General features: G+C 64.4%; 19 protein-coding genes. 15 read left to right on the top strand and 4 right to left on the bottom strand.

The window, feature by feature from the left end; translation table 11 throughout:
- Positions 1–7 precede the first annotated feature (7 nt).
- The 3 genes from OX459_RS12245 to OX459_RS12235 all read left to right on the top strand — a co-directional run bounded on the left by OX459_RS12245 (position 8) and on the right by OX459_RS12235 (position 4,042).
- A complete protein-coding gene (locus OX459_RS12245) occupies positions 8–520 on the top strand; it encodes a sigma-70 family RNA polymerase sigma factor (protein WP_251348999.1) in 513 nt (170 codons plus the stop codon).
- Positions 520–1,494 (top strand): FecR domain-containing protein, encoded by a 975-nt coding sequence (locus OX459_RS12240; RefSeq protein WP_289905225.1) that lies wholly within the window; start codon positions 520–522, stop codon positions 1,492–1,494. Before OX459_RS12245 ends, OX459_RS12240 begins: the two co-directional genes overlap by 1 nt.
- 85 nt (positions 1,495–1,579) lie before the next feature.
- Complete coding sequence (locus OX459_RS12235) at positions 1,580–4,042, top strand: TonB-dependent receptor (RefSeq protein ID WP_289905224.1); 2,463 nt, start codon at positions 1,580–1,582, stop codon at positions 4,040–4,042.
- Between the two features lie 4 nt (positions 4,043–4,046).
- Here the strand turns inward: OX459_RS12235 and OX459_RS12230 are convergent, their stop codons facing one another.
- Complete coding sequence (locus OX459_RS12230) at positions 4,047–4,424, bottom strand: SirB2 family protein (protein ID WP_289905223.1); 378 nt, start codon at positions 4,422–4,424, stop codon at positions 4,047–4,049.
- A gap of 90 nt (positions 4,425–4,514) precedes the next feature.
- Positions 4,515–4,961, bottom strand: a complete 447-nt coding sequence (locus OX459_RS12225; RefSeq protein WP_289905222.1) for a GNAT family N-acetyltransferase — start codon at positions 4,959–4,961, stop codon at positions 4,515–4,517.
- Positions 4,962–5,244: 283 nt separating this feature from the next.
- Between OX459_RS12225 and OX459_RS12220 the strand changes: the two genes are divergently transcribed.
- From OX459_RS12220 to OX459_RS12210, 3 genes are read left to right on the top strand one after another with little or no spacing between them, the layout of a single operon-like run.
- Positions 5,245–6,489: a nitrate/nitrite transporter gene (locus OX459_RS12220; protein ID WP_289905590.1), complete on the top strand. Its 1,245-nt coding sequence runs from the start codon at positions 5,245–5,247 to the stop codon at positions 6,487–6,489.
- Positions 6,486–7,871 carry a NarK family nitrate/nitrite MFS transporter gene (locus OX459_RS12215; RefSeq protein WP_251348993.1) on the top strand — a complete coding sequence of 462 codons (1,386 nt, stop codon included), beginning with the start codon at positions 6,486–6,488 and terminating at the stop codon, positions 7,869–7,871. The genes OX459_RS12220 and OX459_RS12215 overlap by 4 nt, the downstream gene beginning before the upstream one ends.
- Positions 7,872–7,925: 54 nt before the next feature.
- Positions 7,926–8,621 (top strand): carbonic anhydrase, encoded by a 696-nt coding sequence (locus OX459_RS12210; protein WP_289905221.1) that lies wholly within the window; start codon positions 7,926–7,928, stop codon positions 8,619–8,621.
- On the opposite strand, the gene OX459_RS12205 is transcribed toward OX459_RS12210, so the two are convergent.
- A complete protein-coding gene (locus tag OX459_RS12205) occupies positions 8,607–8,978 on the bottom strand; it encodes a ribonucleotide reductase subunit alpha (RefSeq protein ID WP_099393481.1) in 372 nt (123 codons plus the stop codon). The genes OX459_RS12210 and OX459_RS12205 overlap by 15 nt on opposite strands.
- Before the next feature lie 245 nt (positions 8,979–9,223).
- Here OX459_RS12205 and OX459_RS12200 point away from each other — a divergent pair, with 245 nt between their 5' ends.
- The 9 genes from OX459_RS12200 (at position 9,224) to OX459_RS12160 (ending at position 21,628) form a co-directional block, all read left to right on the top strand.
- Positions 9,224–12,922, top strand: coding sequence for a nitrate reductase subunit alpha (locus OX459_RS12200; protein WP_289905220.1), 3,699 nt, complete (start codon positions 9,224–9,226; stop codon positions 12,920–12,922).
- Between the two features lies 1 nt (position 12,923).
- Positions 12,924–14,474, top strand: coding sequence for a nitrate reductase subunit beta (narH, locus tag OX459_RS12195; RefSeq protein ID WP_289905219.1), 1,551 nt, complete (start codon positions 12,924–12,926; stop codon positions 14,472–14,474).
- Between the two features lie 9 nt (positions 14,475–14,483).
- Positions 14,484–15,140, top strand: a complete 657-nt coding sequence (narJ, locus tag OX459_RS12190) for a nitrate reductase molybdenum cofactor assembly chaperone (RefSeq protein WP_289905218.1) — start codon at positions 14,484–14,486, stop codon at positions 15,138–15,140.
- A gap of 27 nt (positions 15,141–15,167) precedes the next feature.
- Positions 15,168–15,854, top strand: a complete 687-nt coding sequence (gene narI, locus OX459_RS12185; protein ID WP_289905217.1) for a respiratory nitrate reductase subunit gamma — start codon at positions 15,168–15,170, stop codon at positions 15,852–15,854.
- A gap of 15 nt (positions 15,855–15,869) precedes the next feature.
- Complete coding sequence (locus OX459_RS12180; protein WP_289905216.1) at positions 15,870–16,616, top strand: peptidylprolyl isomerase; 747 nt, start codon at positions 15,870–15,872, stop codon at positions 16,614–16,616.
- 88 nt (positions 16,617–16,704) lie between these two features.
- Positions 16,705–17,691, top strand: a complete 987-nt coding sequence (gene moaA / locus OX459_RS12175) for a GTP 3',8-cyclase MoaA (RefSeq protein WP_289905215.1) — start codon at positions 16,705–16,707, stop codon at positions 17,689–17,691.
- A gap of 26 nt (positions 17,692–17,717) precedes the next feature.
- Positions 17,718–19,619, top strand: coding sequence for a type IV pili methyl-accepting chemotaxis transducer N-terminal domain-containing protein (locus OX459_RS12170; RefSeq protein ID WP_289905214.1), 1,902 nt, complete (start codon positions 17,718–17,720; stop codon positions 19,617–19,619).
- Positions 19,620–19,643: 24 nt separating this feature from the next.
- Positions 19,644–20,306, top strand: coding sequence for a response regulator (locus tag OX459_RS12165; protein WP_034781594.1), 663 nt, complete (start codon positions 19,644–19,646; stop codon positions 20,304–20,306).
- 110 nt (positions 20,307–20,416) lie between these two features.
- Positions 20,417–21,628 carry an NnrS family protein gene (locus tag OX459_RS12160; protein ID WP_289905213.1) on the top strand — a complete coding sequence of 404 codons (1,212 nt, stop codon included), beginning with the start codon at positions 20,417–20,419 and terminating at the stop codon, positions 21,626–21,628.
- A 3-nt stretch (positions 21,629–21,631) separates the two neighbouring features.
- On the opposite strand, the gene OX459_RS12155 is transcribed toward OX459_RS12160, so the two are convergent.
- Positions 21,632–21,757: a hypothetical protein gene (locus OX459_RS12155; RefSeq protein ID WP_257218626.1), complete on the bottom strand. Its 126-nt coding sequence runs from the start codon at positions 21,755–21,757 to the stop codon at positions 21,632–21,634.
- Between the last annotated feature and the right edge of the window lie 7 nt (positions 21,758–21,764).

Raw genomic sequence — 21,764 nt, 5'->3', positions numbered from 1 at the left:
ATGCGACGTGTCGGCAGCCCAACCCGGCGTTCACCAGGAGGTGGGCAGCCTGTACCACGATCACCACCGCTGGCTGCAAGGCTGGCTGCGGCACAAGCTGGGCAACGCGTTTGACGCGGCCGACGTGGCGCACGACACCTTCATGCGCCTGCTGAACCGTGACGAGGTCATCGCCGCCCGCGAGCCGCGCGCCTTCCTCACCACCGTGGCCAAGGGCGTGCTGGGCAATCTGTACCGCCGTCGCGACCTGGAAGCGGCCTACCTGGAAACCCTGGCCAACCTGCCCGCGCAGTGCGCGCCCGATCCCGAGGCGCAGGCGATCCTGCTTGAAGCCCTGTTCGACATCGACCGCCGCCTCGATGGCCTGGCGCCCGCCGTGCGCCGCGCTTTTCTGCTGTCGCAGCTCGACGGCATGCCGCAGGCGGCCATCGCGCTGGAACTGAACATCTCGCTGGCCACCGTGCAGCGCCACCTGGTCAAAGCCATGCACCAGTGCTTCTTTTCGCCGTCGGCACCGTGATGGGCGCTCTGACGCCGGAAGCGGCCAGCTTGCAGGCTGTCGAGTGGCTGGTGCGCCTGCAGGCCGGCGACGCCACGCCTGAAGTGGAGCAAGCCTGGCGCGCCTGGCGCGGCAGCGACCCGGAAAATGAGCAAGCCTGGCAGCACGTGGAAGGCTGCATGGCGCGCATGCGTGCCTTGCCGGCGCCGCTGGCGCACGGCACCCTGGCGCGCAAGCCCGCGCATGCGCAGGCCAACGCGGCGCGCCGGCAGTCGCTCAAGCTGCTGGCGCTGCTGGCCGTGGGCGGCGGCGCCTGGCTGGCGGGCGGCGATGAACAGGCGGCCTTCTGGCTGGCCGATTACCGCACCGGCACGGGCGAGCTGCGCCACCTCGTGCTGGCAGACGGCACGCGCATCGCGCTCAACACGGCGTCCAGCATCGACGTGCGCTACGATGCGGGCCAGCGCCTGGTGACCTTGTTAAAAGGCGAGATCATGGTCAGTACGGCGCGCGATGCGGCTGGCCGTCCCTTTTTCGTGCGCACGGCGCAAGGCCGCTTGCAGCCCGTGGGCACGCGTTTTGCCGTGCGCGCGGAACGGGGACGCACGCACCTGGGCGTGTTCGCGGGCGCCGTCGATATTCTGCCGGAACAGGCGCCCGCCGCCGCGCGCAGGCTGCAGGCCGGCCAGCAAGCCAGCTTCACGGCGGCGCAGGTCGGTAGCGTGCAAACCTTGCCTGCCGGTGCGGATGCGTGGACGGCCGGCATGCTGGTGGCGCACGACATGCCGCTGGCCGATTTTATCGGCGAGCTGGCCCGCTATCGCCAAGGGCGCCTGGCCTGCGATCCGGCCATCGCCCACCTGCGCGTGTCGGGCATCTATCCGCCGGCCGACACGACGCAAGTGCTCGACATGCTGACGCGCACCTTGCCCGTCGAGGTGCGCCAGAGCACGCGCTTCTGGGTGAGCGTGGTGCCGCATCGGAAGCATCCATGATTATTTTCCGAAAAAGTGAGGGGTTTTCGATTTTCGCGTGACATAGCGAGTGAACCCTTCATTCACTTTCAGGAAAACAGTCCGCATGCCCAGCACAACACCTATTTACGCCACTTCCATTTCCAGCACATGCCGCCGCAGCGTGGCGGCGCTGGCCGTCAGCCAGGCCCTGTGGCTGCTCGCCGCCGGCGGCGCCTCGGCCGCCGCACCCCTCGCTCAGGCAGCCAATGCGGCGCGCGTCGAGCTGGCGATACCCGCCGGCACCCTGGAACAGGTGCTGGTGCGCTTCGGCCAGGAGACGGGCACCATGATTTCCTACCAGGCCGCCGCCGTGGCGGGCAAGCGCAGCGCCGGCCTGGCGGGCAGCTACAGCGTGCCGCAAGCGCTGGGCGCCATCGTCGCCGGCTCGGGCTTGCGCGCCGTGCCGCAGGCGAACGGCGGTTATGTGCTCGACGTGGCGGCGGCCGATGGCGGCCAGACCATGCCCGAGATGAAGGTCAGCGCCAGCTTTGATGCGAACGGCGCGACGGAAGGCAGCGGTTCCTATACGACGCAGACCATGCGCTCGGCCACGCGCCTGGGCCTGTCCGTGCGCGAGACGCCGCAAGCCGTCAGCGTGGTCACGCGCCAGCAGATGGATGACCAGAACCTGCAAACGGTGGAAGAGGTGCTGCAAAACGCGGCCGGCGTGGCCATCAACCGCTACGACAGCGACCGCACCTCGTTTTTCGCGCGCGGCTTTTCCATCGCCAGCTATCAGTACGACGGCATTCCCACCACGGTCGACAATGCGTTCAGCGTGGGCGACAGCACCCTGGACATGACGGCCTACGACAGGGTCGAGATCGTGCGCGGCGCCACGGGCCTGCTGACGGGCGCGGGCGAGCCGTCGGCCACCATCAACCTGGTGCGCAAGCGCGCGTCATCCCGGCAGATGGCCGGGAATGCAGCCCTGAGCCTGGGTTCCTGGCACAATGCGCGCGCCAGCGCGGACGTCTCCACGCCGCTCACCACGGATGGCAAGGTGCGCGGGCGTGTCGTGGCCAGCTACCAGGACAGCGAATCGTATGTGAGCCTGTATCACGCCAAGAAGGCCATGGCGTATGCCACCGTGGAAGCGGACCTGGCGCCCGGCAGCGTGCTGATTGCCGGCTATGAGTACCAGGATAATCGCCCGCGCGGCGGCATGTATGGCGGCTTGCCGCTGTGGTATGCGGATGGCGAAAGGGCCACCTTGCCCCGTTCCGCCACCACGGCAACCACCTGGAGCCGCTGGTTCAGCACCAGCCAGACGGCTTTTCTGCGCCTGGAGCAGGACCTGGGCAAGGGCTGGAACCTGACGGCCATGCTGAATCACGGCTGGGGCAATTATTCGGCGGCCGAGCTTTTCGCCAATACCTGGCCGGACAAGGCCACGGGCCAGGGCGTGACGGGCTACGCCGGGTTTTACTCGGGCACGCGGCGCCAGGACAGCGTCGACGCCTATGTGCAGGGGCCGGTGCAGCTGCTGGGGCGCACGCACGACCTGGCGTTCGGCGTCTCCGGCAGCAACCAGTTCTCCAGCAACCCGGGCATCTCGGGTGGCAGCGTCGACTATGGCAATTTCCATCAATGGCAGGGCGTGACGCCGGAGCCGGACTGGAACGACGCGAATTTCTCGCGCTGGCAGCTGCTCGACACGGTGCAGCAGCGCGGCATCTACGGCACGGCGCGCTTTTCGCTGGCAGATCCCTTGAAACTGATCGTCGGCGCGCGCTACAGCCGCTACAAGGCGGACCACGTCGACGACTGGGGCGGCAGTTACGCCTATGCCAAGCATGCCGTCACGCCGTATGCGGGCCTGGTGTGGGATATCGACGCGCAGCATGCGCTGTACACCAGCTACAGCAAAATCTTCAAGCCGCAGGGCTATCAGGACCGGCTCGGCCGCTACCTCGATCCCGTGCAGGGCAAGAATGTGGAAGCGGGCGTGAAGGGCGAGTATTTCGGCGGCCGATTGAACGCGGCGCTGGCCGTGTTCCGCATCGCGCAAGATGGCCTGGCGCAGGAAGATACGGGCCATTTTGTCGGCAATTCGCTGACGCAGGCGTATTACGCGGCTGCCGGCACCACCAGCAAGGGCGTGGAGCTCGATCTGTCGGGTGAACTGGCCAAGGGCTGGAATGTGTCGGCCAGCGTGTCGCATGCGGCGGCCAAGGACAATACCGGCGCGCGCCTGAACAGCTATGTGCCGCAGACGCTGGCGCGCGTGTTTTCCACTTGGCAGATGCCCGGCGACTGGCGCGCCTTGTCGGTGGGCGGCGGCGTGAACTGGCAGAGCGGCGCCTACCGCGACGCCACCGGGCCAAAGGGCACGGAGCGCGTGGAGCAGGGTGGTTACGCCGTGGCCAGCCTGATGGCGAAGTACGCGCTGTCGCGCCAGTTGTCCCTGCAGGCGAACGTCAACAACCTGTTCGACAAGCGTTACTACAGCCAGCTTGGCATGTACAACCAGGGTTACTGGGGTGCGCCGCGCAACGCCAGCGTCACGCTGCGCTACCTCTTCTGATATATCAGAGTGGCCAGGCCTGTTTGGTCACGGCCACGGCGATGATGTAGGCGAATACCAGCGCGGCGAGCGCGAAGGCGGCGCCGCGCACAACTGGCGTCTTGCCGCGTTTTAGCGCGATGGTGCCCAGCACGATGTAAGCCACCAGCGCGCACAGCTTGGCGGCCAGCCACGGCTGGCTGCCCGGCGACTGGCCGCTCCACACGGCCAGCGCGATGGCGCTGGCCAGCAAGGCCGTATCGACCAGGTGCGGCAGGATTTTTACCCAGCGCTGCTGCAAGGCGGGCGAGGCGCGCAGCATCCACGCGCCGCGGAGCAGGAAAAGAAAGCCGCTGGCGGCGGCGCAACCCATGTGGAAATGCTTGAGGCTCAGATAATCCATGCGTGATGTGGTGGTGGGCGTTGATTGACGATGGCGCCAGCATAGCCGCCTTTGGCCCGCCGCGCCATACGCCGTCGGGATAAGGCGGCCCTAGCGCAGGAATTTGACAAACACGAGTTCAGGATCGTTCTCGTCGAGATGCTCGATCTGGCCGCTGCGCACGAAGCCGGCGCTGGCGAACAGCCGTTGCGCGGCCAGGTTGCTCTCGTTCGTCGAGGTGAACAGCTTGGCTGTCTGGCACGCGGCTTCGGCGGCAGCCAGCAGGCGCAAGCCCACGCCGCGCCGCTGCTGCCCGGGGGCGACCACCACCAGCGAGACGAAGCCGTAGCCAAAGAAGTCGCCGTGCAGGAGGGCATAGCCGGCCACCTGGCCAGCCCGGATGGCCACCAGACAGTGTCCCTGGCAGACGGCGGCGCGTACGGCATCGCCCCGGCTGGCGTGCGCCTGCGCGTACGCATCGCAGGCCAGCATGGCTGCCACATCGCCAGCCTGGGCCACGCGGGTGATGATGGGGTCTGTTTCGTGCCTGTTCTGCATGCCGCTCCTTTTTCTCCAGGCGCCGAGTGTGCCAAAAATCCCTCCGCTTGTAAAACACCCGCCATCCAGGCTAGGTCCACGCCGCGCCATCTAGTCACTTTTGCCGATACGGCTATCCAGATTGCCTTTCCAGAATCACCCTGTGGCCGATAGTGCCTTTCCCCTCTGTCACGTAAGCTGGTCGGGACGGCTGGCCAGACGGCCAGTGCATTCATGGAGAAACATCGTGGCTACCCTAGATGGCACTAAGAACAACAGTAGTAACAAGGCAGTCGAACCCGGCATGCGGCGCAAGCAGTTTTCCGTGTTGGTCAGCAGTACCTTCGCATTTACCATCTGCTTTGCAGTCTGGATGATGTTTGCCGTACTGGGCATTCCCATCAAGACCAGCCTGGGATTGACTGAAACACAATTCGGCCTGCTGGCCGCCATGCCCGTGCTGACGGGTTCCCTCGTGCGCGTGCCCCTGGGCATCTGGACGGACAAATACGGCGGACGCCGCGTCTTCTTCTGGCTGATGCTGGCCAGCGTGGTGCCGATCTACCTGATCTCCTACGCCACTGCCTACTGGCATTTCCTCGTGCTGGGCATGTTCGTGGGCCTGGCGGGCGGTTCGTTTTCCGTCGGTACGCCCTACGTGGCGCGCTGGTATGAAAAGGAGCGCCGCGGCCTGGCGATGGGCATCTTCGGCGCTGGTAACTCCGGTTCCGCGCTGACCAAGTTCGTCGCGCCCGGCATCGTCGCCGCTTTCGGCTGGCAAATGCTGCCCAAGGTGTATGCGGTGGCCATGCTGGCCACTGCCATCATCTTCTGGTTGTTTTCGTACTCGGACAAATCGCATCTGGCGCCGTCGGGCGAAAGTTTTTCGGCGCAGATGAAGGTGCTGAAGGATCCCCGCGTGTGGCGCTACTGCCAGTACTACTCGGTGGTGTTCGGCGGCTACGTGGCGCTGGCGCTGTGGATGACGAAGTACTACGTGGCCGAATACGGCTTCGACCTGAAGCACGCGGCGCTGCTGGCCGCCTGCTTCTCGCTGCCGGGTGGCGTGCTGCGCGCGTTTGGCGGCTGGATCTCCGACAAATACGGTGCGGCGAAAGTCACCTGGGCCGTGATGTGGGTGTGCTGGGTGTGCTTCTTCCTGCTGTCGTATCCGCAAACGCAGATGGTGGTGGAAACCGTCACGGGTCCGCTGGCCTTCCATATCGGCCTGTCGCCGCTGTGGTTCACCGTGCTGCTGTTCATCGTCGGCATCGCCATGGCCGTGGGCAAGGCATCCGTCTTCAAGTTCATCGGCGATGATTTTTCCGATAATATCGGCGCCGTCTCGGGCGTGGTCGGTCTGGCCGGCGGCTTGGGCGGCTTCATCCTGCCCGTGATGTTCGGCGCCCTGGTGGACTTCACCGGCGTGCGTTCGAGCTCCTTCATGCTCTTGTACGGCACCGTCTGCGTTTCCCTCGTCTGGATGTATTTCTCGTTCAAGCCGCTGCGCGCGGCACCTATCCCTCAACCTGCAGGAGCAAAAGCATGAGCCGCTATATGATTAACACCTGGGAGCCGGAAACCCCGAGCTTCTGGCAAAACACGGGCAAGGCCACGGCCGCGCGCAATCTGTGGATCTCGATTCCCGCGCTGCTGCTGGCGTTCGCCGTGTGGATGGTGTGGAGCGTGGTGGTGGTCAACCTGCCCAACATCGGCTTCACCTACAGTAACAACCAGCTGTTCTGGCTGACGGCCTTGCCGGGCCTGTCCGGCGCCACCTTGCGCATCTTTTATTCGTTCATGGTGCCGATCTTCGGCGGGCGCCGCTGGACGGCCATTTCCACCGGGTCCCTGCTGATTCCCGCCATCGGCATCGGCCTGGCCGTGCAGGATGTGAACACGGGCTATCCGACCATGCTGATCCTGGCCCTGCTGTGCGGCTTCGGCGGCGGCAATTTCGCCTCGTCGATGGCCAACATCAGCTTTTTCTACCCGAAGGCGAGCAAGGGCTTCGCGCTGGGCATGAATGCGGGCCTGGGCAACCTTGGCGTGTCGGTGGTGCAGTTCGTCGTGCCGCTGGTGATCACCTTCGCCGTCTTCGGTGCCTGGGGCGGCGATTCGCTCACCTGGGTCAAGAATGGCGTGAGCAAGGACATGTGGCTGCAAAACGCGGGCTTCATCTGGGTGCCGTTCATCGCCTTGAGTACCTTGCTGGCCTGGTTCGGCATGAATGACCTGGCGTCGGCGAAGGCCTCGTTTTCCGAACAGGCCGTGATCTTCAAGCGCAAGCACAACTGGCTTATGTGCTGGCTGTACACGGGTACCTTCGGCTCCTTCATCGGTTATTCGGCCGCCTTTCCGCTGCTGATCAAGATCCAGTTCCCCGACGTGAACCCGCTCGATTACGCCTTCCTCGGCCCTCTGGTCGGTGCGCTGGCGCGCGTGGCCGGTGGCGTGATTTCCGATAAATTGGGCGGCGCCCGCGTCACGTTATGGTCGTTCCTGCTGATGATCGGCGCCGTGCTGGGCGTGCTGTACTTCATGCCGCAAGCCGGCGTGGGTGGAAGCTTCACCGGTTTCTTCTGGATGTTCATGCTGCTGTTCGCCGGCACCGGTATCGGCAATGCGTCGACCTTCCGCATGATCCCCGTGATCTTCTTGACGGAACACCAGCGCGCGGCCGCCGGCAAGGGCAAGGCGGAGCAGGAGCAAGCCATCGTCGACGCCAACAAGGAAGGCGCTGCCGTCCTGGGTTTCACCTCGGCCGTGGCCGCGTATGGCGCCTTCTTCATCCCGAAAAGCTATGGCACCTCGATTTCGCTGACGGGCAGCCCCGACGCGGCCCTGTGGTGCTTCATCGGCTTTTATGTCAGCTGCATCGCCATTACCTGGTGGTGCTATGCCCGCAAGAACGCACCGATGCCTTGCTAGTTAGAACGTCTGGCAAGTCGTTCTTGCCAGACGTTGAGGAAATGAAAGTATGTCATGGAAGAACTGGAAAAATTCGTCAACGGCTTCAGCCTGTTTCAGCAGCAGTATTTCAGCGAGCCGCAAACCTTGTACGACAGCCTGCGCGACGGGCAGCGGCCCTCCACCTTGCTGATCGGCTGCTGCGATTCGCGCGTCGATCCCATGCTGCTGACGGGCAGCGATCCGGGCGACATGTTCGTCGTGCGCAATATCGCCAACCTAGTGCCGCCGTGCACGCCCGACGCGCCGCCCGGCGTCAGTTCGGCCATCGAGTTTGCCGTCTGCAAGCTGGAAGTGGCCAGGGTCATCGTGCTCGGGCATGCGCGCTGCGGCGGCATCCGCGCGCTGCTGGAACCGCAGCCGCGCGAGGAAGGGCAGGAAACGGACTTCGTGGGACAGTGGATGCGCATCGCCGAACCGGTGGCGCAGCGCGTGCGGCGCGAGCTGGCGCATCGTTCGTCGGCAGAACAACACCATGCGTGCGAACTGGCCAGCATCCTGCAGTCGCTGGACAACCTGCTCACCTATCCATGGCTGAAACGGCGGGTGGAGCAGGGGTTATTGAAATTGCATGGATGGTATTTCGATATCGACAGCGGGGCGCTGATGGCGTATTCGGCGCGCCAGCAGCAGTTTTTGCCGCTGGTGTGTCCGATAGCGCGCGCGCGGCATTTGCACGAGCGCCCTTGGCTGGATTCAGCTAAAACGTAACAAATCCCCGCTGCGGTCAAACGCCAGCAGGCTGTCGATGCGGCCTTGCTCGATGGCCGTCACCATGGCGCGCAGGGGCGCTTCGCATTCCTGCGCCGCCGGCGGCTGGCCGTCCTGGCCCGCCAGCCCCGCCACGAAGACCACGTCCCAGTGCGTCTGCATCTGTTTCGACTCTTCCTTCAATGTTTCAAAGCTGTCCAGTTCCTCGGGCAGCTTGTCGGCGCACATCACGGGCGTGAGGGACTTGCCCTGGCCGCCAGGCTGGGCCTGCGCCTGGGTAAAGGTGAACAGCAGGCGTTGCGGCTGTTCCTGGTTGCGGGCGCTGCGCAGCAGGCTGGCGTAATCGGTAATCGACATGGTGCTCTTTCTCTGTGTTGAACGATGACGACAGGTATACCGCAGCGCCGCCTTGCCGCCCATAGGCAATAGTGACTATCCGGGTGACTACGCGCCTATGCATTCCTGGTGCCGGAAACCGACTTCTTGCCAATACCGCCGGGCAGGGCACATCGATAGACTGTTTGTATCGACGCTTGAGCCATCCTGCTTGCAGCGTTTTTTAAGACCTGGCGCCGCTGCCTGCGGCGCAATGTGGAGGTAGCATGAGTCACTTTCTGGACCGCCTGAAATTTTTTAGCAAGCCCGCCGAGCCGTTTTCAAACGGCCATGGCACCGTGGTCGATGAAGACCGTACCTGGGAAAACGCCTACCGCCAGCGCTGGCAGCACGACAAGATCGTGCGCTCCACGCATGGCGTGAACTGTACCGGCTCGTGCAGCTGGAAGGTGTATGTCAAGAATGGCCTGATCACCTGGGAAACCCAGCAAACCGATTACCCGCGCACGCGGCCCGACCTGCCCAACCACGAACCGCGCGGCTGCCCGCGCGGCGCCAGCTATTCCTGGTACGTGTATTCGGCGCAGCGCGTGAAATACCCGATGGTGCGCGGCCGCCTGATGGAAATGTGGCGCGAAGCGCGCAAGACCATGGACCCCGTCACGGCCTGGGACTGGATCAGCCAGGACCCCGTGCGCTCGCAGCAGTACAAATCCATCCGCGGCCTGGGCGGTTTCGTGCGCGCCACGTGGGACGAATCGAATGAAATCATCGCCGCCGCGAATGCGCTGACGATCAAGAAATACGGGCCTGACCGCGTCGTCGGCTTTTCGCCGATTCCCGCCATGTCCATGGTCAGCTATGCCTCCGGCACGCGCTACCTGTCGCTGATCGGCGGCGTGGCCCTGAGCTTTTATGACTGGTACTGCGACTTGCCGCCGGCCAGTCCGCAAGTGTGGGGCGAACAGACGGACGTGCCGGAATCTGCCGACTGGTACAACTCGACCTATCTGATGGTGTGGGGTTCGAACGTGCCGATGACGCGCACGCCGGACGCCCACTTCTACACGGAAGTGCGCTACAAGGGCACGAAAACCGTGGCCATCTCGCCCGACTATGGCGAAATGGTGAAGTTCGGCGACATCTGGCTGGCGCCGAAGCAGGGCACGGATGCCGCGCTGGCGCTGGCCATGGGCCACGTCATCATCAAGGAATTCCATTCGGAAGGGCAGAGCGCCTACTTCCGCGACTATGCGCGCCAGTACACGGACTTCCCGATGCTGGTGCTGCTCAAGGAGCATAACGGCACCCTGGTGCCCGACTACTTCCTGCGCGCTTCGCACCTGGACAACAACCTCGACGAAACCAACAATCCGGAATGGAAAACCCTCGTCATCGATGAAACCACGGGTGCGATCACCGCGCCGGCCGGCTCCATCGGCTTCCGCTGGGGCGAATCGGGCAAGTGGAACCTGGAACAGAAGGCGGGCGGCAGCGGCGCGCCCATCGTGCCGATGCTCTCCATGATCAACGACAGCGACGCCGTCACGGAAGTGGGTTTCGCCTACTTCGGCGGCAAGGATGCGTCCGACATGCTGCTGCGCAAGGTGCCGGTGAAAACCATCCGCCTGGCCGACGGCAGCACGGGCCTGGTGACCACCGTGTTTGACCTGACCCTGGCCAACTACGGCATCGACCGTGGCCTGGGCGGCGAAAACGTGGCCGAAAGCTATGACGACGACGTGCCGTACACTCCCGCATGGCAGGAGAAGCACACGGGCGTGAAGCGCGCCGACGTCATCACGGTGGCGCGCCAGTTCGCGGAAAACGCGGACCAGACGCGCGGCAAGAGCATGGTCATCGTGGGCGCCGGCCTGAATCACTGGTACCACATGGACATGACCTATCGCGGCATCATCAACATGCTGATGATGTGCGGCTGTATCGGCCAGTCGGGCGGCGGCTGGGCCCATTACGTGGGCCAGGAAAAACTGCGTCCGCAAACGGGCTGGACGCCTTTGGCCTTTGCCCAGGACTGGGTGCGCCCAATGCGCCAGATGAACGGCACCTCGTTCTTCTATGCCCACACGAGCCAATGGCGCCACGAAAAGCTGGAAACGGGCGACATCGCCTCGCCATCGGCGGCCGGCGGCACGGGCGACCTGACCCTGCTCGACTACAACGCCAAGGCCGAGCGCATGGGCTGGCTGCCATCGGCGCCGCAGCTGCAAACCAATCCGCTGGAAGTGGCCAAGGCCGCGAAGGCGGCAGGGCAGGCGCCGGCCGCGTATGCGCTCGACCAGATCAAGGCGGGCCAGCTGCAGTTTTCGTGCGATGACCCGGACAATCCGGCCAACTTCCCGCGCAATATGTTCGTCTGGCGCTCGAACATCCTCGGCAGCTCGGGCAAGGGCCACGAGTACTTCCTGAAATACCTGCTCGGCACGCAGAACGGCTTGCTCAGCGACGAAGACGACTGCATCACGCCGAAACAGGTGAAGGTGCGCCCGGCCGCCGAAGGCAAGCTCGATCTGCTGGTGGTGCTGGACTTCCGCATGTCGACCACGTGTCTGTATGGCGACGTGGTGCTGCCGACGGCCACCTGGTATGAAAAAGACGACTTGAACACGTCGGACATGCATCCGTTCATCCACCCCTTGTCGGAAGCCGTGCAACCCTTGTGGCAATCGAAGTCGGACTGGGAAATCTACAAGGGCATCGCCGAGAAATTCTCGGAAATCGGCGGTGAGCTGCTGGGCACCCAGCAAGACATCATTTTGACGCCGCTGATGCACGATACCCCTGGTGAACTTGGCCAGCCATTCGATCCCAAGGATTGGCGCGCGGGCGAATGCGACGCCATTCCCGGCAAGACCATGCCGAACATGACGGTGGTCGAGCGCAATTACCGCGACGTCTACAAGAAATTCACCTCGATCGGCCCGCTGCTGGAAACCATCGGCAACGGAGGCAAGGGCATCTCCTGGAAAACGGGGCATGAAGTCGAGGTCCTGCGCGGCGTGAACCGCACGGTGCTCGACGAGGGTGTGTCGAAGGGCCAGCCGCGCCTCGATACGGCCATCGATGCGGCCGAAATGATTCTGTCGCTGGCGCCGGAAACGAATGGCCACGTGGCCGTGAAAGCCTGGGCCGCGCTGTCCGCCATCACGGGACGCGAGCATACCCACCTGGCGCTGCCGCGCGAGCATGACAGCATCCGCTTCCGCGATGTGCAGGCGCAGCCGCGCAAGATCATTTCCTCGCCCACCTGGTCGGGCCTGGAAAGCGAAGAAGTCAGCTACACGGCCGGCTATACCAACGTGCATGAACTGATCCCATGGCGCACCCTGACGGGCCGCCAGCAGTTCTACCAGGATCACCTGTGGATGCGCGATTTTGGCGAGGGGCTGTGCGTGTACAAGCCGGCCATCAACACGAAGACGACGGAAGCGCTGCTGGGCACCAAGCCGAACGGCAACAAGGAACTGGCGCTGAACTTTTTGACGCCGCACCAGAAGTGGGGCATCCACTCCACGTATTCGGACAACCTGCGCATGCTGACCCTGTCGCGCGGCGGACCGCACGTGTGGCTGTCGGAAACCGATGCGCAGACGGCCGGCATCGTCGACAACGACTGGATCGAAGTCTTCAACGTGAATGGCAGCCTGACGGCGCGCGCCATCGTCAGCCAGCGCATCCCGGCCGGCATGACGATGATGTACCACGCCCAGGAAAAGATCATCAACGTGCCTGGCGCGGAGATGACGGGCAAGCGGGGCGGCATCCATAACTCGGTGACGCGCGCCGTGCCCAAACCGACGCACATGATCGGCGGCTACGCACAACTGGCGTACGGTTTCAATTACTACGGCACGGTGGGCTCCAACCGCGATGAATTCGTATTGGTGCGCAAGATGAACAAGGTCGACTGGCTCGAAGGCCCGTTGCAGGAAGAAGGAGCATAGTATGAAAATCAGAGCGCAAATCGGCATGGTGCTGAACCTGGACAAGTGCATTGGCTGCCACACCTGTTCCGTCACCTGCAAGAATGTGTGGACCAGCCGTGACGGCGTCGAGTACGCATGGTTCAACAACGTGGAAACCAAGCCAGGCATCGGCTATCCGAAGCAGTGGGAAAACCAGGACAAGTGGAATGGCGGCTGGCGTCGCACGGACGCGGGCAAGATCGAGCCGCGCCAGGGCAGCCGTCTGAAAATCCTGGCGAATATCTTCGCCAACCCGAACCTGCCCGCCATCGACGAGTACTACGAGCCGTTCACCTACGACTACGAGCACCTGCAAAGCGCACCGCTGTCGCAGACGCCGCCGACGGCCCGTCCCATCTCCGTGCTGACGGGGAAAAAAATGGAGAAAATCGAGTGGGGCCCGAATTGGGAAGATGACCTGGGCGGCGAATTCGCCCAGCGCAGCAAAGATAAACTGTTCGACAACATGCAGAAGGAGATGTACGGCACGTTCGAAAACACCTTCATGATGTACTTGCCGCGCCTGTGCGAGCATTGCCTGAACCCGACGTGCGTGGCGTCTTGCCCGTCCGGCTCCGTGTACAAGCGCGAAGACGACGGCATCGTGCTGATCGACCAGGACAAGTGTCGCGGCTGGCGCATGTGCATCTCCGGTTGCCCGTACAAGAAGATTTACTACAATTGGTCCTCCGGCAAGGCGGAGAAGTGCACCTTCTGCTTCCCCCGCATCGAAGCGGGCCAGCCGACCGTGTGCTCGGAAACGTGCGTGGGCCGCATCCGCTACCTGGGCGTGCTGCTGTATGACGCCGACAAGATCGAGGCTGCCGCGTCCGTGCCGCAGGAGCAGGACCTGTACCAGGCGCAGCTCGACCTGTTCCTCGATCCGCACGACCCGGTCATCATCGCCGAGGCGCGCCGCCAGGGCATCCCCGACCTGTGGCTGGAAGCTGCCGTCAAGTCGCCCGTCTACAAGATGGCCGTCGAGTGGAAAGTGGCGTTCCCGCTGCATCCGGAATACCGCACCTTGCCGATGGTGTGGTACGTGCCGCCGCTGTCGCCGATCCAGGCGGCCGCCGAATCGGGCAAGCTGGGCGTGAACGGCATGTTGCCGGATACGCAAAGCCTGCGCATTCCCGTGCAGTACCTGGCCAATCTGCTGACGGCCGGCGACCAGCCGCCCATCGTCTCGGCGCTGGACCGCATGCTGGCCATGCGTGCCTACATGCGCAGCAAGACCGTCGAGAAGGTGGAGAACCTCACGGTTCTGAAACAGGTGGGCTTGACCAAGGCGCAGGTGGAGGACATGTACCACATCATGGCCATAGCCAATTACGAAGACCGCTTCGTCATCCCCAGCAGCCACAAGGAAATGGCCGAGGACAGCTTCAACGAGAAGGGTTCGTGCGGTTTCAGCTTCGGCAACGGCTGCTCGGACGGCACCAGCGAACCGACCTTGTTCGGCAAGAAAAAGCACGGTTCGGCCATCTTCATGCAGATGCCGAAGTCGCGCAAAACGGCGCCCGGCGCTTAAGGAGTTCATATGGAACACGCTATGCATCACTACCAAGTCCTTTCTCGCCTGCTGCTGTATCCCGAGCCCGAGCTGATCGCGCACCTGCCGCAACTGGACGCCGCGCTGGCGGCCGTGCCGGAACAGCACGCGCTGCTGCGGCCCTTGCTGGCGCACCTGGAAAGCAGCAGCCTGATCGACCTGCAGCAGCAGTACGTGGCCACGTTCGACCGCAATCCGTCGCACTCGCTGCACCTGTTCGAGCATATCCACGGTGAATCGCGCGACCGGGGCCAGGCCATGGTCGACCTGATGGAGGAATACAAGCGCCACGGCCTGCAGATGGTGGGTGACGACTTGCCCGACTTCGTGCCCCTGTTCCTGGAGTTCCTGGCACAGCTCGACGAGGCAGCTTCGGCGCCGCTGCTGGGCGACGCCGTCCACGTGCTGGCGCACATCGGCCGCAAGCTGACGGCCAACGGCAGCCCGTATGCGCCCATCTTCACCTTGCTAGAACGCCTGAGCCCCGTGGCGGCAGAAATGCTGGCCGAACCGCCGGTGCGCGACATGGATGAAGCGCTGGAAACCTTCGGTCCCGGTGCGGACGGCGTCGAGCCGTTGCTGCGCCAAGCGCCGGGCGGCGTCCATCCCGTGCATTTTCACCCGCAGCCGCGGCGCGCAGCTTGAATCGCGTCCGCATGAGGAGAGTACATCATGAGTAATTATTTGCATCAATTTGTGTATGGCATTTATCCATACATCGCGCTGGCCATCTTTTTCCTGGGTAGCCTGATCCGTTTCGACCGCGAGCAATACACGTGGAAGTCCGATTCCAGCCAGCTGCTGCACCGCGGCAGCCTGCGCCTGGGCAATATTCTGTTCCACATCGGCATCATCGGCCTGCTGTTCGGCCATGCGGCTGGCTTGCTCACCCCCGTCTGGGTGTGGGACACGCTGGGCGTGTCGCATGGCCTGAAGCAGGGCGTGGCCATGGCGGCCGGCGGCGTGATGGGCGGCCTGTGCCTGGCCGGCATCCTGATCTTGCTGGTGCGCCGTTTTTCCAATGAGCGCTTGCGCGCCGTCACCACGGCCGGCGACAAGCTGGTGATGGTGTGGATCCTGCTGACCTTGCTGCTGGGACTGTCGTCGATCTTCGTCTCCGCTTCGCACATGGATGGCCACATGATGGTCTTGCTGATGAACTGGGCGCAGCACATCGTGACTTTCCGCGGCGACGCGGCCAGCTTCATCGTCGATGCGCCGCTGGTGTTCAAGCTGCACCTGTTCATGGGCATGTCGCTGTTCGTCATCTTCCCGTTCACCCGCCTGGTGCACGTGTGGAGCGGCTTTGGCGCCATCGGATACCTGGGCCGCGCCTATCAGTTGGTGCGCCGCCGCTAAGAAAGGAGCTACATCATGGGAATTTCCGTCAATGGCATCGATATCGACGATGCCGACATCGCGCAGGAATTGCCGCATCACGACGGCGCCGGCAATCCGCTGAAACAGGCCGTGCATGAACTGGTGCTGCGCCGGCTGCTGCAAGACGAGGCCGAACGCCTCGGCGTGCAGGGCGGCAGCCTTGACGACCGCATCGAAGCGCTGTTCGCGCAGGAAGTGCGCGTGCCGCCCGTCGATGATGCGGCTTGCCGCACCTTTTATGCGCAGCGTCCGCAGCTGTTCAGTAGCGGCGCGCTGGTCGAGGCGCGCCACATCCTGTTCCAGGTGACGCCGGAGGCGCCTTTGGAACTGCTGCGGGCCACGGCGCAAGCCGTGCTCGACGCCCTGAAGCTGGCGCCCGAGCGCTTCGGCGAACTGGCGGCGCAGTATTCGAACTGCCCCTCGGGCGCCCTGGGCGGTAACCTGGGCCAGCTGTCGCCGGGCCAGAGCGTGCCGGAGTTCGACGCGCTGCTGTTCCGCCTGGAAGAGGGCGCGCTGGCCGGCCATTTGCTGGAAACGCGCTTCGGCTACCACATCGTGCAGGTGCTGCGCCGGGTCGAAGGCCAGGCCATCGCCTACGAGGCGGTGCAGGCGCAGATCGCCGACCGCCTGTCGCGGGCCGCGTGGCAGCGCGCCGTGCACCAGTATCTGCACTTGCTGGTGGGGCGCGCGGAGATCGCCGGCGTCGAACTGGAAGGCACAGCCAGTCCGTTAGTGCAATAGACCGGAAGGCGTAGGCCGCTAGGCCTTCTGGGGCACAGCCAGATCGTGCCCCAGCCTTTACAATCAAGGAAGAAACAGGAGTAGCGTCATGGGTAGCGTCAAGTTGCAGGACCGTTTTGGCCGTTCGATCGATTATGTGCGGCTGTCCATCACCGACCGCTGCGATTTGCGCTGCAGTTATTGCATGCCCAAGGGCTTTCGCGGTTTCGAAGAGCCGAAGGACTGGCTGACGTTCGACGAGATCGAGCGCCTGCTGGGTATTTTCGTTCGCCTCGGCACGCGCCGTGTGCGCCTGACGGGCGGCGAGCCCCTGTTGCGGCGCAACCTGCCGGAGCTGGCGCAGCGGCTGTCCGCGCTGCCCGGCTTGCAGGATTTGTCGCTGTCGACCAATGCCACGCAGCTGGGCAAGCATGCCGTGGCCCTGCGTGCGGCCGGCGTGGACCGCATCAATGTCAGTCTCGATTCGCTGGACCGCGCCTGCATGCAGCAGATCACGGGGCGCGACAGCCTGCAGCCGATTCTCGATGGCCTGATGGCGGGCAAGGGGGCCGGTTTCGATCCGATCAAGATCAATATGGTGGCCATGCGCGGCGTTAATGACAGCCAGATCGAGGCCATGGCGGCCTTCTGCATCGAGCAGCAGTTCATCCTGCGCCTGATCGAAGCCATGCCGATGGGCAGCACGGGCCGCAATGCCCGCTACATGCCGCTCGGTCCCGTGCGCGAGCGCCTGGCGGCCCGCTTTGGCCTGGTGCCGCAGGCGATGGAGCTCGGTGGCGGGCCGGCGCGCTACATGGCTACTCGCGATGGGCGCTCGAGCATCGGCTTCATCACGCCCATGTCGCAGCATTTTTGCGCCACCTGCAACCGCGTGCGCCTGTCCGTCGATGGTACCCTGTACCTGTGCCTGGGCCAGGAAGAAAAATTCGCCCTTGGCCCCATGCTGCGCGGCGGGGCCACGGATGCGGAGATCGAAGCGGCGATCCGCGCCGCCATCGAGCTCAAGCCGCAGCAGCACGATTTCAATACGCAGCCGGACAAGATTATCCGTTTTATGGCCCAAACCGGAGGCTGAACGGGGCGGTGCCAAGTAAAGGGTGTATGAAATTTAAAGCGATGTTTTCCTCCTGGCAGAAGCTGTCGACCAAAATCGTCGGCGCGCTGCTGCTCATGCTGGTGCTGGCCCTGAGTGCCATCGGCTGCACCCTGTTCCTGTCGTGGCAGCTCGAAGGCAGTTCGGCCGCCATCAACGAGACGGGCCGGCTGCGCATGCAGACCTACCGCCTGACCCTTTTGCTGGCCAGCGACGCGGGCGAGCAGGCGCGCCAGCAAGTGCTGCTGATCGACGAGACCCTGGCCAAGATCGGCCATGGTGACCCGCAGCGCCCCTTGTTCCTGCCGCCCAGCAGCGCCATCAAATCCGAATTCGAGCGCATCGGCACCGCCTGGCGCGGCGCCTTGCGTCCGGCCGCCCTGGCCGCCGACTCCAGCGCACGCGCGCGCCAGTTCGAGCATGACGCCGACACCTTCGTGGGCCAGGTCGACCAGCTGGTGCGCCTGATCGAACACGATAGCGAACAGCGCACCTTCTGGCTGCGCGCCTCGCAGCTGATCCTGGTCGGCATGGCCGTCATCGGCACGGTCAGCATGATTTACCTGATGTTCATGCTGATCATCGAACCGGTCACGCGCCTGCGGCTGGGCATGCAGCGCATGAAGGAACGCGATTTCAGCGTGCGCCTGGCCGTCGAAAGCAATGACGAATTCGGCCAGCTGGCCAGTGGCTTCAACCAGATGGCCGACCGCTTGCAGGCGCTGTACGGCAACCTGGAAGAGGGTGTGCGCAGCAAGACGGCCACGCTGGAATACCGCAACCGCGAACTGGCGCTGTTGTACGAAAGCGCCGCCTTCCTGCAGCGCCCGCAGCCGCTGGAAGACATCTGCGGCGGCTTCATGCAGCGCATCGTCGACTATTTCGAGGCCGACGGCTCCACCGTGCGCGTGCTCGACGCCGAGCGGGGCAATCTGCACATGGTGGTGCACCACGGCCTGTCCGAAGAACTGGTGGCGTCCGAGCATTGCCTGAAGGTGGGCGACTGCCTGTGCGGCACGGCCGTCGAGATGAAGGTGGCGAAGGTGCACGACATGCGCCGCATCGACAAGGCGCACGAGCTGCGCTGCCACCGCGAGGGCTTCGCCACCGTCTCCGTTTTCCATATCCACGCGCATGAACAGCACCTGGGCTTCTTCAACCTGCATTTTCGCCATGCGCGCGTGTTTTCCGCACGCGAGCTGGCCTTGCTGGAAACGCTGGGCCAGTTGCTGGGCATCGCGCTGGAAAACCTGCGCCTGGCTGCGCGCGAACGCGAAATGGCCATTTCCGAAGAGCGCAACCTGGTGGCGCAGGGGCTGCACGACAGCATCGCGCAAAGCCTCAATTTCCTCAACCTGCAAGTGCAGATGCTCGACGACTCCGTGCGCAACGCCCGTTTCGACGAGGTGGCGGGCATCGTGCCGGCCCTGCATGCGGGCGTGAAGGAGAGCTACGAGGACGTGCGCGAACTGCTGGCCAATTTCCGCAGCCGCCTGATGGAAGATGACCTGATCGGCTCCCTGCGCGCCGCGGTGGACAAATTCCGCCGCCAGACGGGCATCGACGCCGAGCTGCTGGCCGATGTCGACGGCGCGCCATTCCCCCGCGAGCAGCAATTGCAGTTATTATTCATCGTGCAGGAAGCGCTGTCGAACATCCGCAAGCACGCCCAGGCCAGCCACGTCGAGGTGCGCCTCGCCGACCACCAGGACTTTACCTTGACGATCAGCGACAATGGCGTCGGCTTCGACGCTTGCGCCGTGCTGGAAAAGGGCGACAGCCATGTCGGTATCCACATCATGCGCGAGCGCGCGCAGCGCATCGAGGCCACGTTCGACGTGCACGCCTGTCCTGGCGGCGGCACCACCGTCGAACTGCATTTGTCGCGCGAACAGCGTCGCGCCGCCTAAGTAACCACCTGAAAGTACAAAAAAATGGAGACACCCGATAAACCGATCACCGTCATGCTGGTGGACGACCACGCGCTGTTCCGCAGCGGCATACGCTCGCTGCTGCAGCGGCATACGGACTTTTCCGTCGTGGGCGAGGCGGCCGATGGCGTGGAAGGCATCAAGCGCGCCATCCAGCTGCAGCCCGACGTGGTGCTGCTGGACCTGAACATGGCCGGCATGTCCGGCGTGGAAGCGCTGCAGCTGATGCAGCACGATTGCCCGGACACGGCCATCGTCATGCTGACCGTGTCCGAAGATGCGGAAGACCTGGCGACGGCCTTGCGCGCGGGTGCCTGCGGCTACCTGATCAAGAATATCGACGCCGATTACCTGGTGCGCGCCATCCGCCGCGCCGCTGCCGGCGAAGTCGTCATCGCCGAAGCCATGACGGGCAAGCTGGTGGCGCAACTGCAGGCGGGCACGCGGCGCGAGGAGCCCGTGTCGGAACTCGACAAGCTCACGCCGCGCGAAAAGGAAATCATCGACTGCCTGTCGCGCGGCGAGAGCAACAAGGGCATCGCCCGCACGCTGGACCTGGCCGAAAGCACGGTCAAGATCCACGTGCAGAACGTGCTGAAAAAACTCAACCTCACCAGCCGCGTGCAGGCGGCCGTGTACGCGGTCGAGCACCGCCAGGGCAAGTAGCCTGCGCCGGCGGCTAGTCCTTGCGGGCTAGCCGTCTAATCCTTTTGCCGATGGCGGCAGCTGCGCTTTTAAAGTAGTATATTGAATATATCTTTAAATGCGAGCCCATCATGGCCATCACCCCGATCAGCGAACCATCTCCTTCTCCCTCCGCCCCCGGCGCGGCGCCCTGGCATGCCGCCCACGCCGTCTGGCAACTGGGTTTCCGCCCGTTTTACCTGCTGGCGGCCGTGTTTGCGGCCATCAGCATTCCCCTGTGGCTGGCCAGCTACTTCGGCGTGCTGGCGGGCGGCTTGCACGTGGGGCTGGGCTGGCATATGCATGAAATGGTGTTCGGCTTCGCGCTGGCCGTCGTCGTGGGTTTCCTGTACACGGCGGGACGCAACTGGACGGGCTTGCCCACGCCGCACGGCGCGCCGCTGATGGCGCTGGCGGCGCTGTGGCTGGCGGGGCGCGTGGCCATGCTGTGCGGGCCAAGCCTGCTGGCGGCGCTGGTCGACTGGCTGTTCCTGCCGCTGGCCGCCTGGCCCCTGTATCGGGTGCTGCGCCGCTCGGGCAATACGCGCAACCTGTTCCTCGTCGGTCTGCTGGCCTTGCTGGCGCTGGCCAATGGCCTGTTCCACGCGGCCGTACTGGGCTGGCTGCCGCTGCCGCTGTTCCTGCCCGTGCAGGCGGCCATCTTCATCATCGTGCTGATCGAATCGGTGATCGGCGCGCGCGTGATTCCCATGTTTACCCGCAATGGGGCGCCTGGCAGCACGCCGGTGGACAGCCCGCAGCGGGCCTTGATCGCCGTGGCCTGCATGGCGGCGGCCGCGATCGCGTGGCTGGCCGGCGCGCCGGCCTGGCTGACGGCGCCGCTGGCTTTCTGCGCTGCCGGCGTCTCGCTGGCCAACCTGCTGGCCTGGCAGCCGCAGCGCACCCTGGGCGTGCCGCTGCTGTGGATACTGCACCTGTCGTATGCGTGGATAGGCATCGGCTTTGCGCTGCTGGCGGCCGCCAGCCTGGGCCTGCTGCCGGCCAGCGCCGCGTTTCACGCGCTGACGGTGGGCTCGATGGCGGGCCTGATCATCGGCATGATGACGCGCACCACCCTGGGCCACACGGGGCGGCCGTTGAAAGGCGGCAGGGCGGAAGCGGCGATGTACTGGCTGATGCAGCTGGGCGCGCTGGCGCGCCTGCTGGCCGCGGTCGGTCCCGCAACGCTGGCCATGCCGCTGCTGCTGGCAGCGGGCGCCTGCTGGTCGCTGGCCTTTTGCCTGTATGCGTGCGTTTATGCGCCGTACCTGTGGCGCGCCAGGGTGGATGGCCGCGAAGGCTAAGCGTCAGAAAGGGCGCCAGGCCAGCAGTTTCCTGATTTCCGGCGTCCAGTAGGACAGCGATTCGCCCACGACGAATAGCAGCAGCCCCAGCATCAAGGCTCTCAGCAGCAAATCCCTGCACCAGATCATGGCGTCT

The sequence above is a fragment of the Janthinobacterium sp. SUN026 genome, assembly GCF_030397625.1.
GTDB lineage: Bacteria > Pseudomonadota > Gammaproteobacteria > Burkholderiales > Burkholderiaceae_D > Janthinobacterium > Janthinobacterium kumbetense.
The sequence above is the reverse complement of the archived record's forward strand: the minus strand, read 5'-3'. Positions and strand labels throughout refer to the sequence as shown.

Excerpts from the sequence above, each read along its gene's own strand:
- OX459_RS12240 (WP_289905225.1), top strand. The coding sequence starts at position 520 with ATGGGCGCTCTGACGCCGGAAGCGGCCAGCTTGCAGGCTGTCGAGTGG.
- OX459_RS12235 (WP_289905224.1), top strand. The coding sequence starts at position 1,580 with ATGCCCAGCACAACACCTATTTACGCCACTTCCATTTCCAGCACATGC.
- OX459_RS12230 (WP_289905223.1), bottom strand. The coding sequence starts at position 4,424 with ATGGATTATCTGAGCCTCAAGCATTTCCACATGGGTTGCGCCGCCGCC.
- OX459_RS12225 (WP_289905222.1), bottom strand. The coding sequence starts at position 4,961 with ATGCAGAACAGGCACGAAACAGACCCCATCATCACCCGCGTGGCCCAG.
- OX459_RS12220 (WP_289905590.1), top strand. The coding sequence starts at position 5,245 with ATGCGGCGCAAGCAGTTTTCCGTGTTGGTCAGCAGTACCTTCGCATTT.
- OX459_RS12215 (WP_251348993.1), top strand. The coding sequence starts at position 6,486 with ATGAGCCGCTATATGATTAACACCTGGGAGCCGGAAACCCCGAGCTTC.
- OX459_RS12210 (WP_289905221.1), top strand. The coding sequence starts at position 7,926 with ATGGAAGAACTGGAAAAATTCGTCAACGGCTTCAGCCTGTTTCAGCAG.
- OX459_RS12205 (WP_099393481.1), bottom strand. The coding sequence starts at position 8,978 with ATGTCGATTACCGATTACGCCAGCCTGCTGCGCAGCGCCCGCAACCAG.
- OX459_RS12200 (WP_289905220.1), top strand. The coding sequence starts at position 9,224 with ATGAGTCACTTTCTGGACCGCCTGAAATTTTTTAGCAAGCCCGCCGAG.
- narH (WP_289905219.1), top strand. The coding sequence starts at position 12,924 with ATGAAAATCAGAGCGCAAATCGGCATGGTGCTGAACCTGGACAAGTGC.
- narJ (WP_289905218.1), top strand. The coding sequence starts at position 14,484 with ATGGAACACGCTATGCATCACTACCAAGTCCTTTCTCGCCTGCTGCTG.
- narI (WP_289905217.1), top strand. The coding sequence starts at position 15,168 with ATGAGTAATTATTTGCATCAATTTGTGTATGGCATTTATCCATACATC.
- OX459_RS12180 (WP_289905216.1), top strand. The coding sequence starts at position 15,870 with ATGGGAATTTCCGTCAATGGCATCGATATCGACGATGCCGACATCGCG.
- moaA (WP_289905215.1), top strand. The coding sequence starts at position 16,705 with ATGGGTAGCGTCAAGTTGCAGGACCGTTTTGGCCGTTCGATCGATTAT.
- OX459_RS12170 (WP_289905214.1), top strand. The coding sequence starts at position 17,718 with ATGAAATTTAAAGCGATGTTTTCCTCCTGGCAGAAGCTGTCGACCAAA.
- OX459_RS12165 (WP_034781594.1), top strand. The coding sequence starts at position 19,644 with ATGGAGACACCCGATAAACCGATCACCGTCATGCTGGTGGACGACCAC.
- OX459_RS12160 (WP_289905213.1), top strand. The coding sequence starts at position 20,417 with ATGGCCATCACCCCGATCAGCGAACCATCTCCTTCTCCCTCCGCCCCC.
- OX459_RS12155 (WP_257218626.1), bottom strand. The coding sequence starts at position 21,757 with ATGATCTGGTGCAGGGATTTGCTGCTGAGAGCCTTGATGCTGGGGCTG.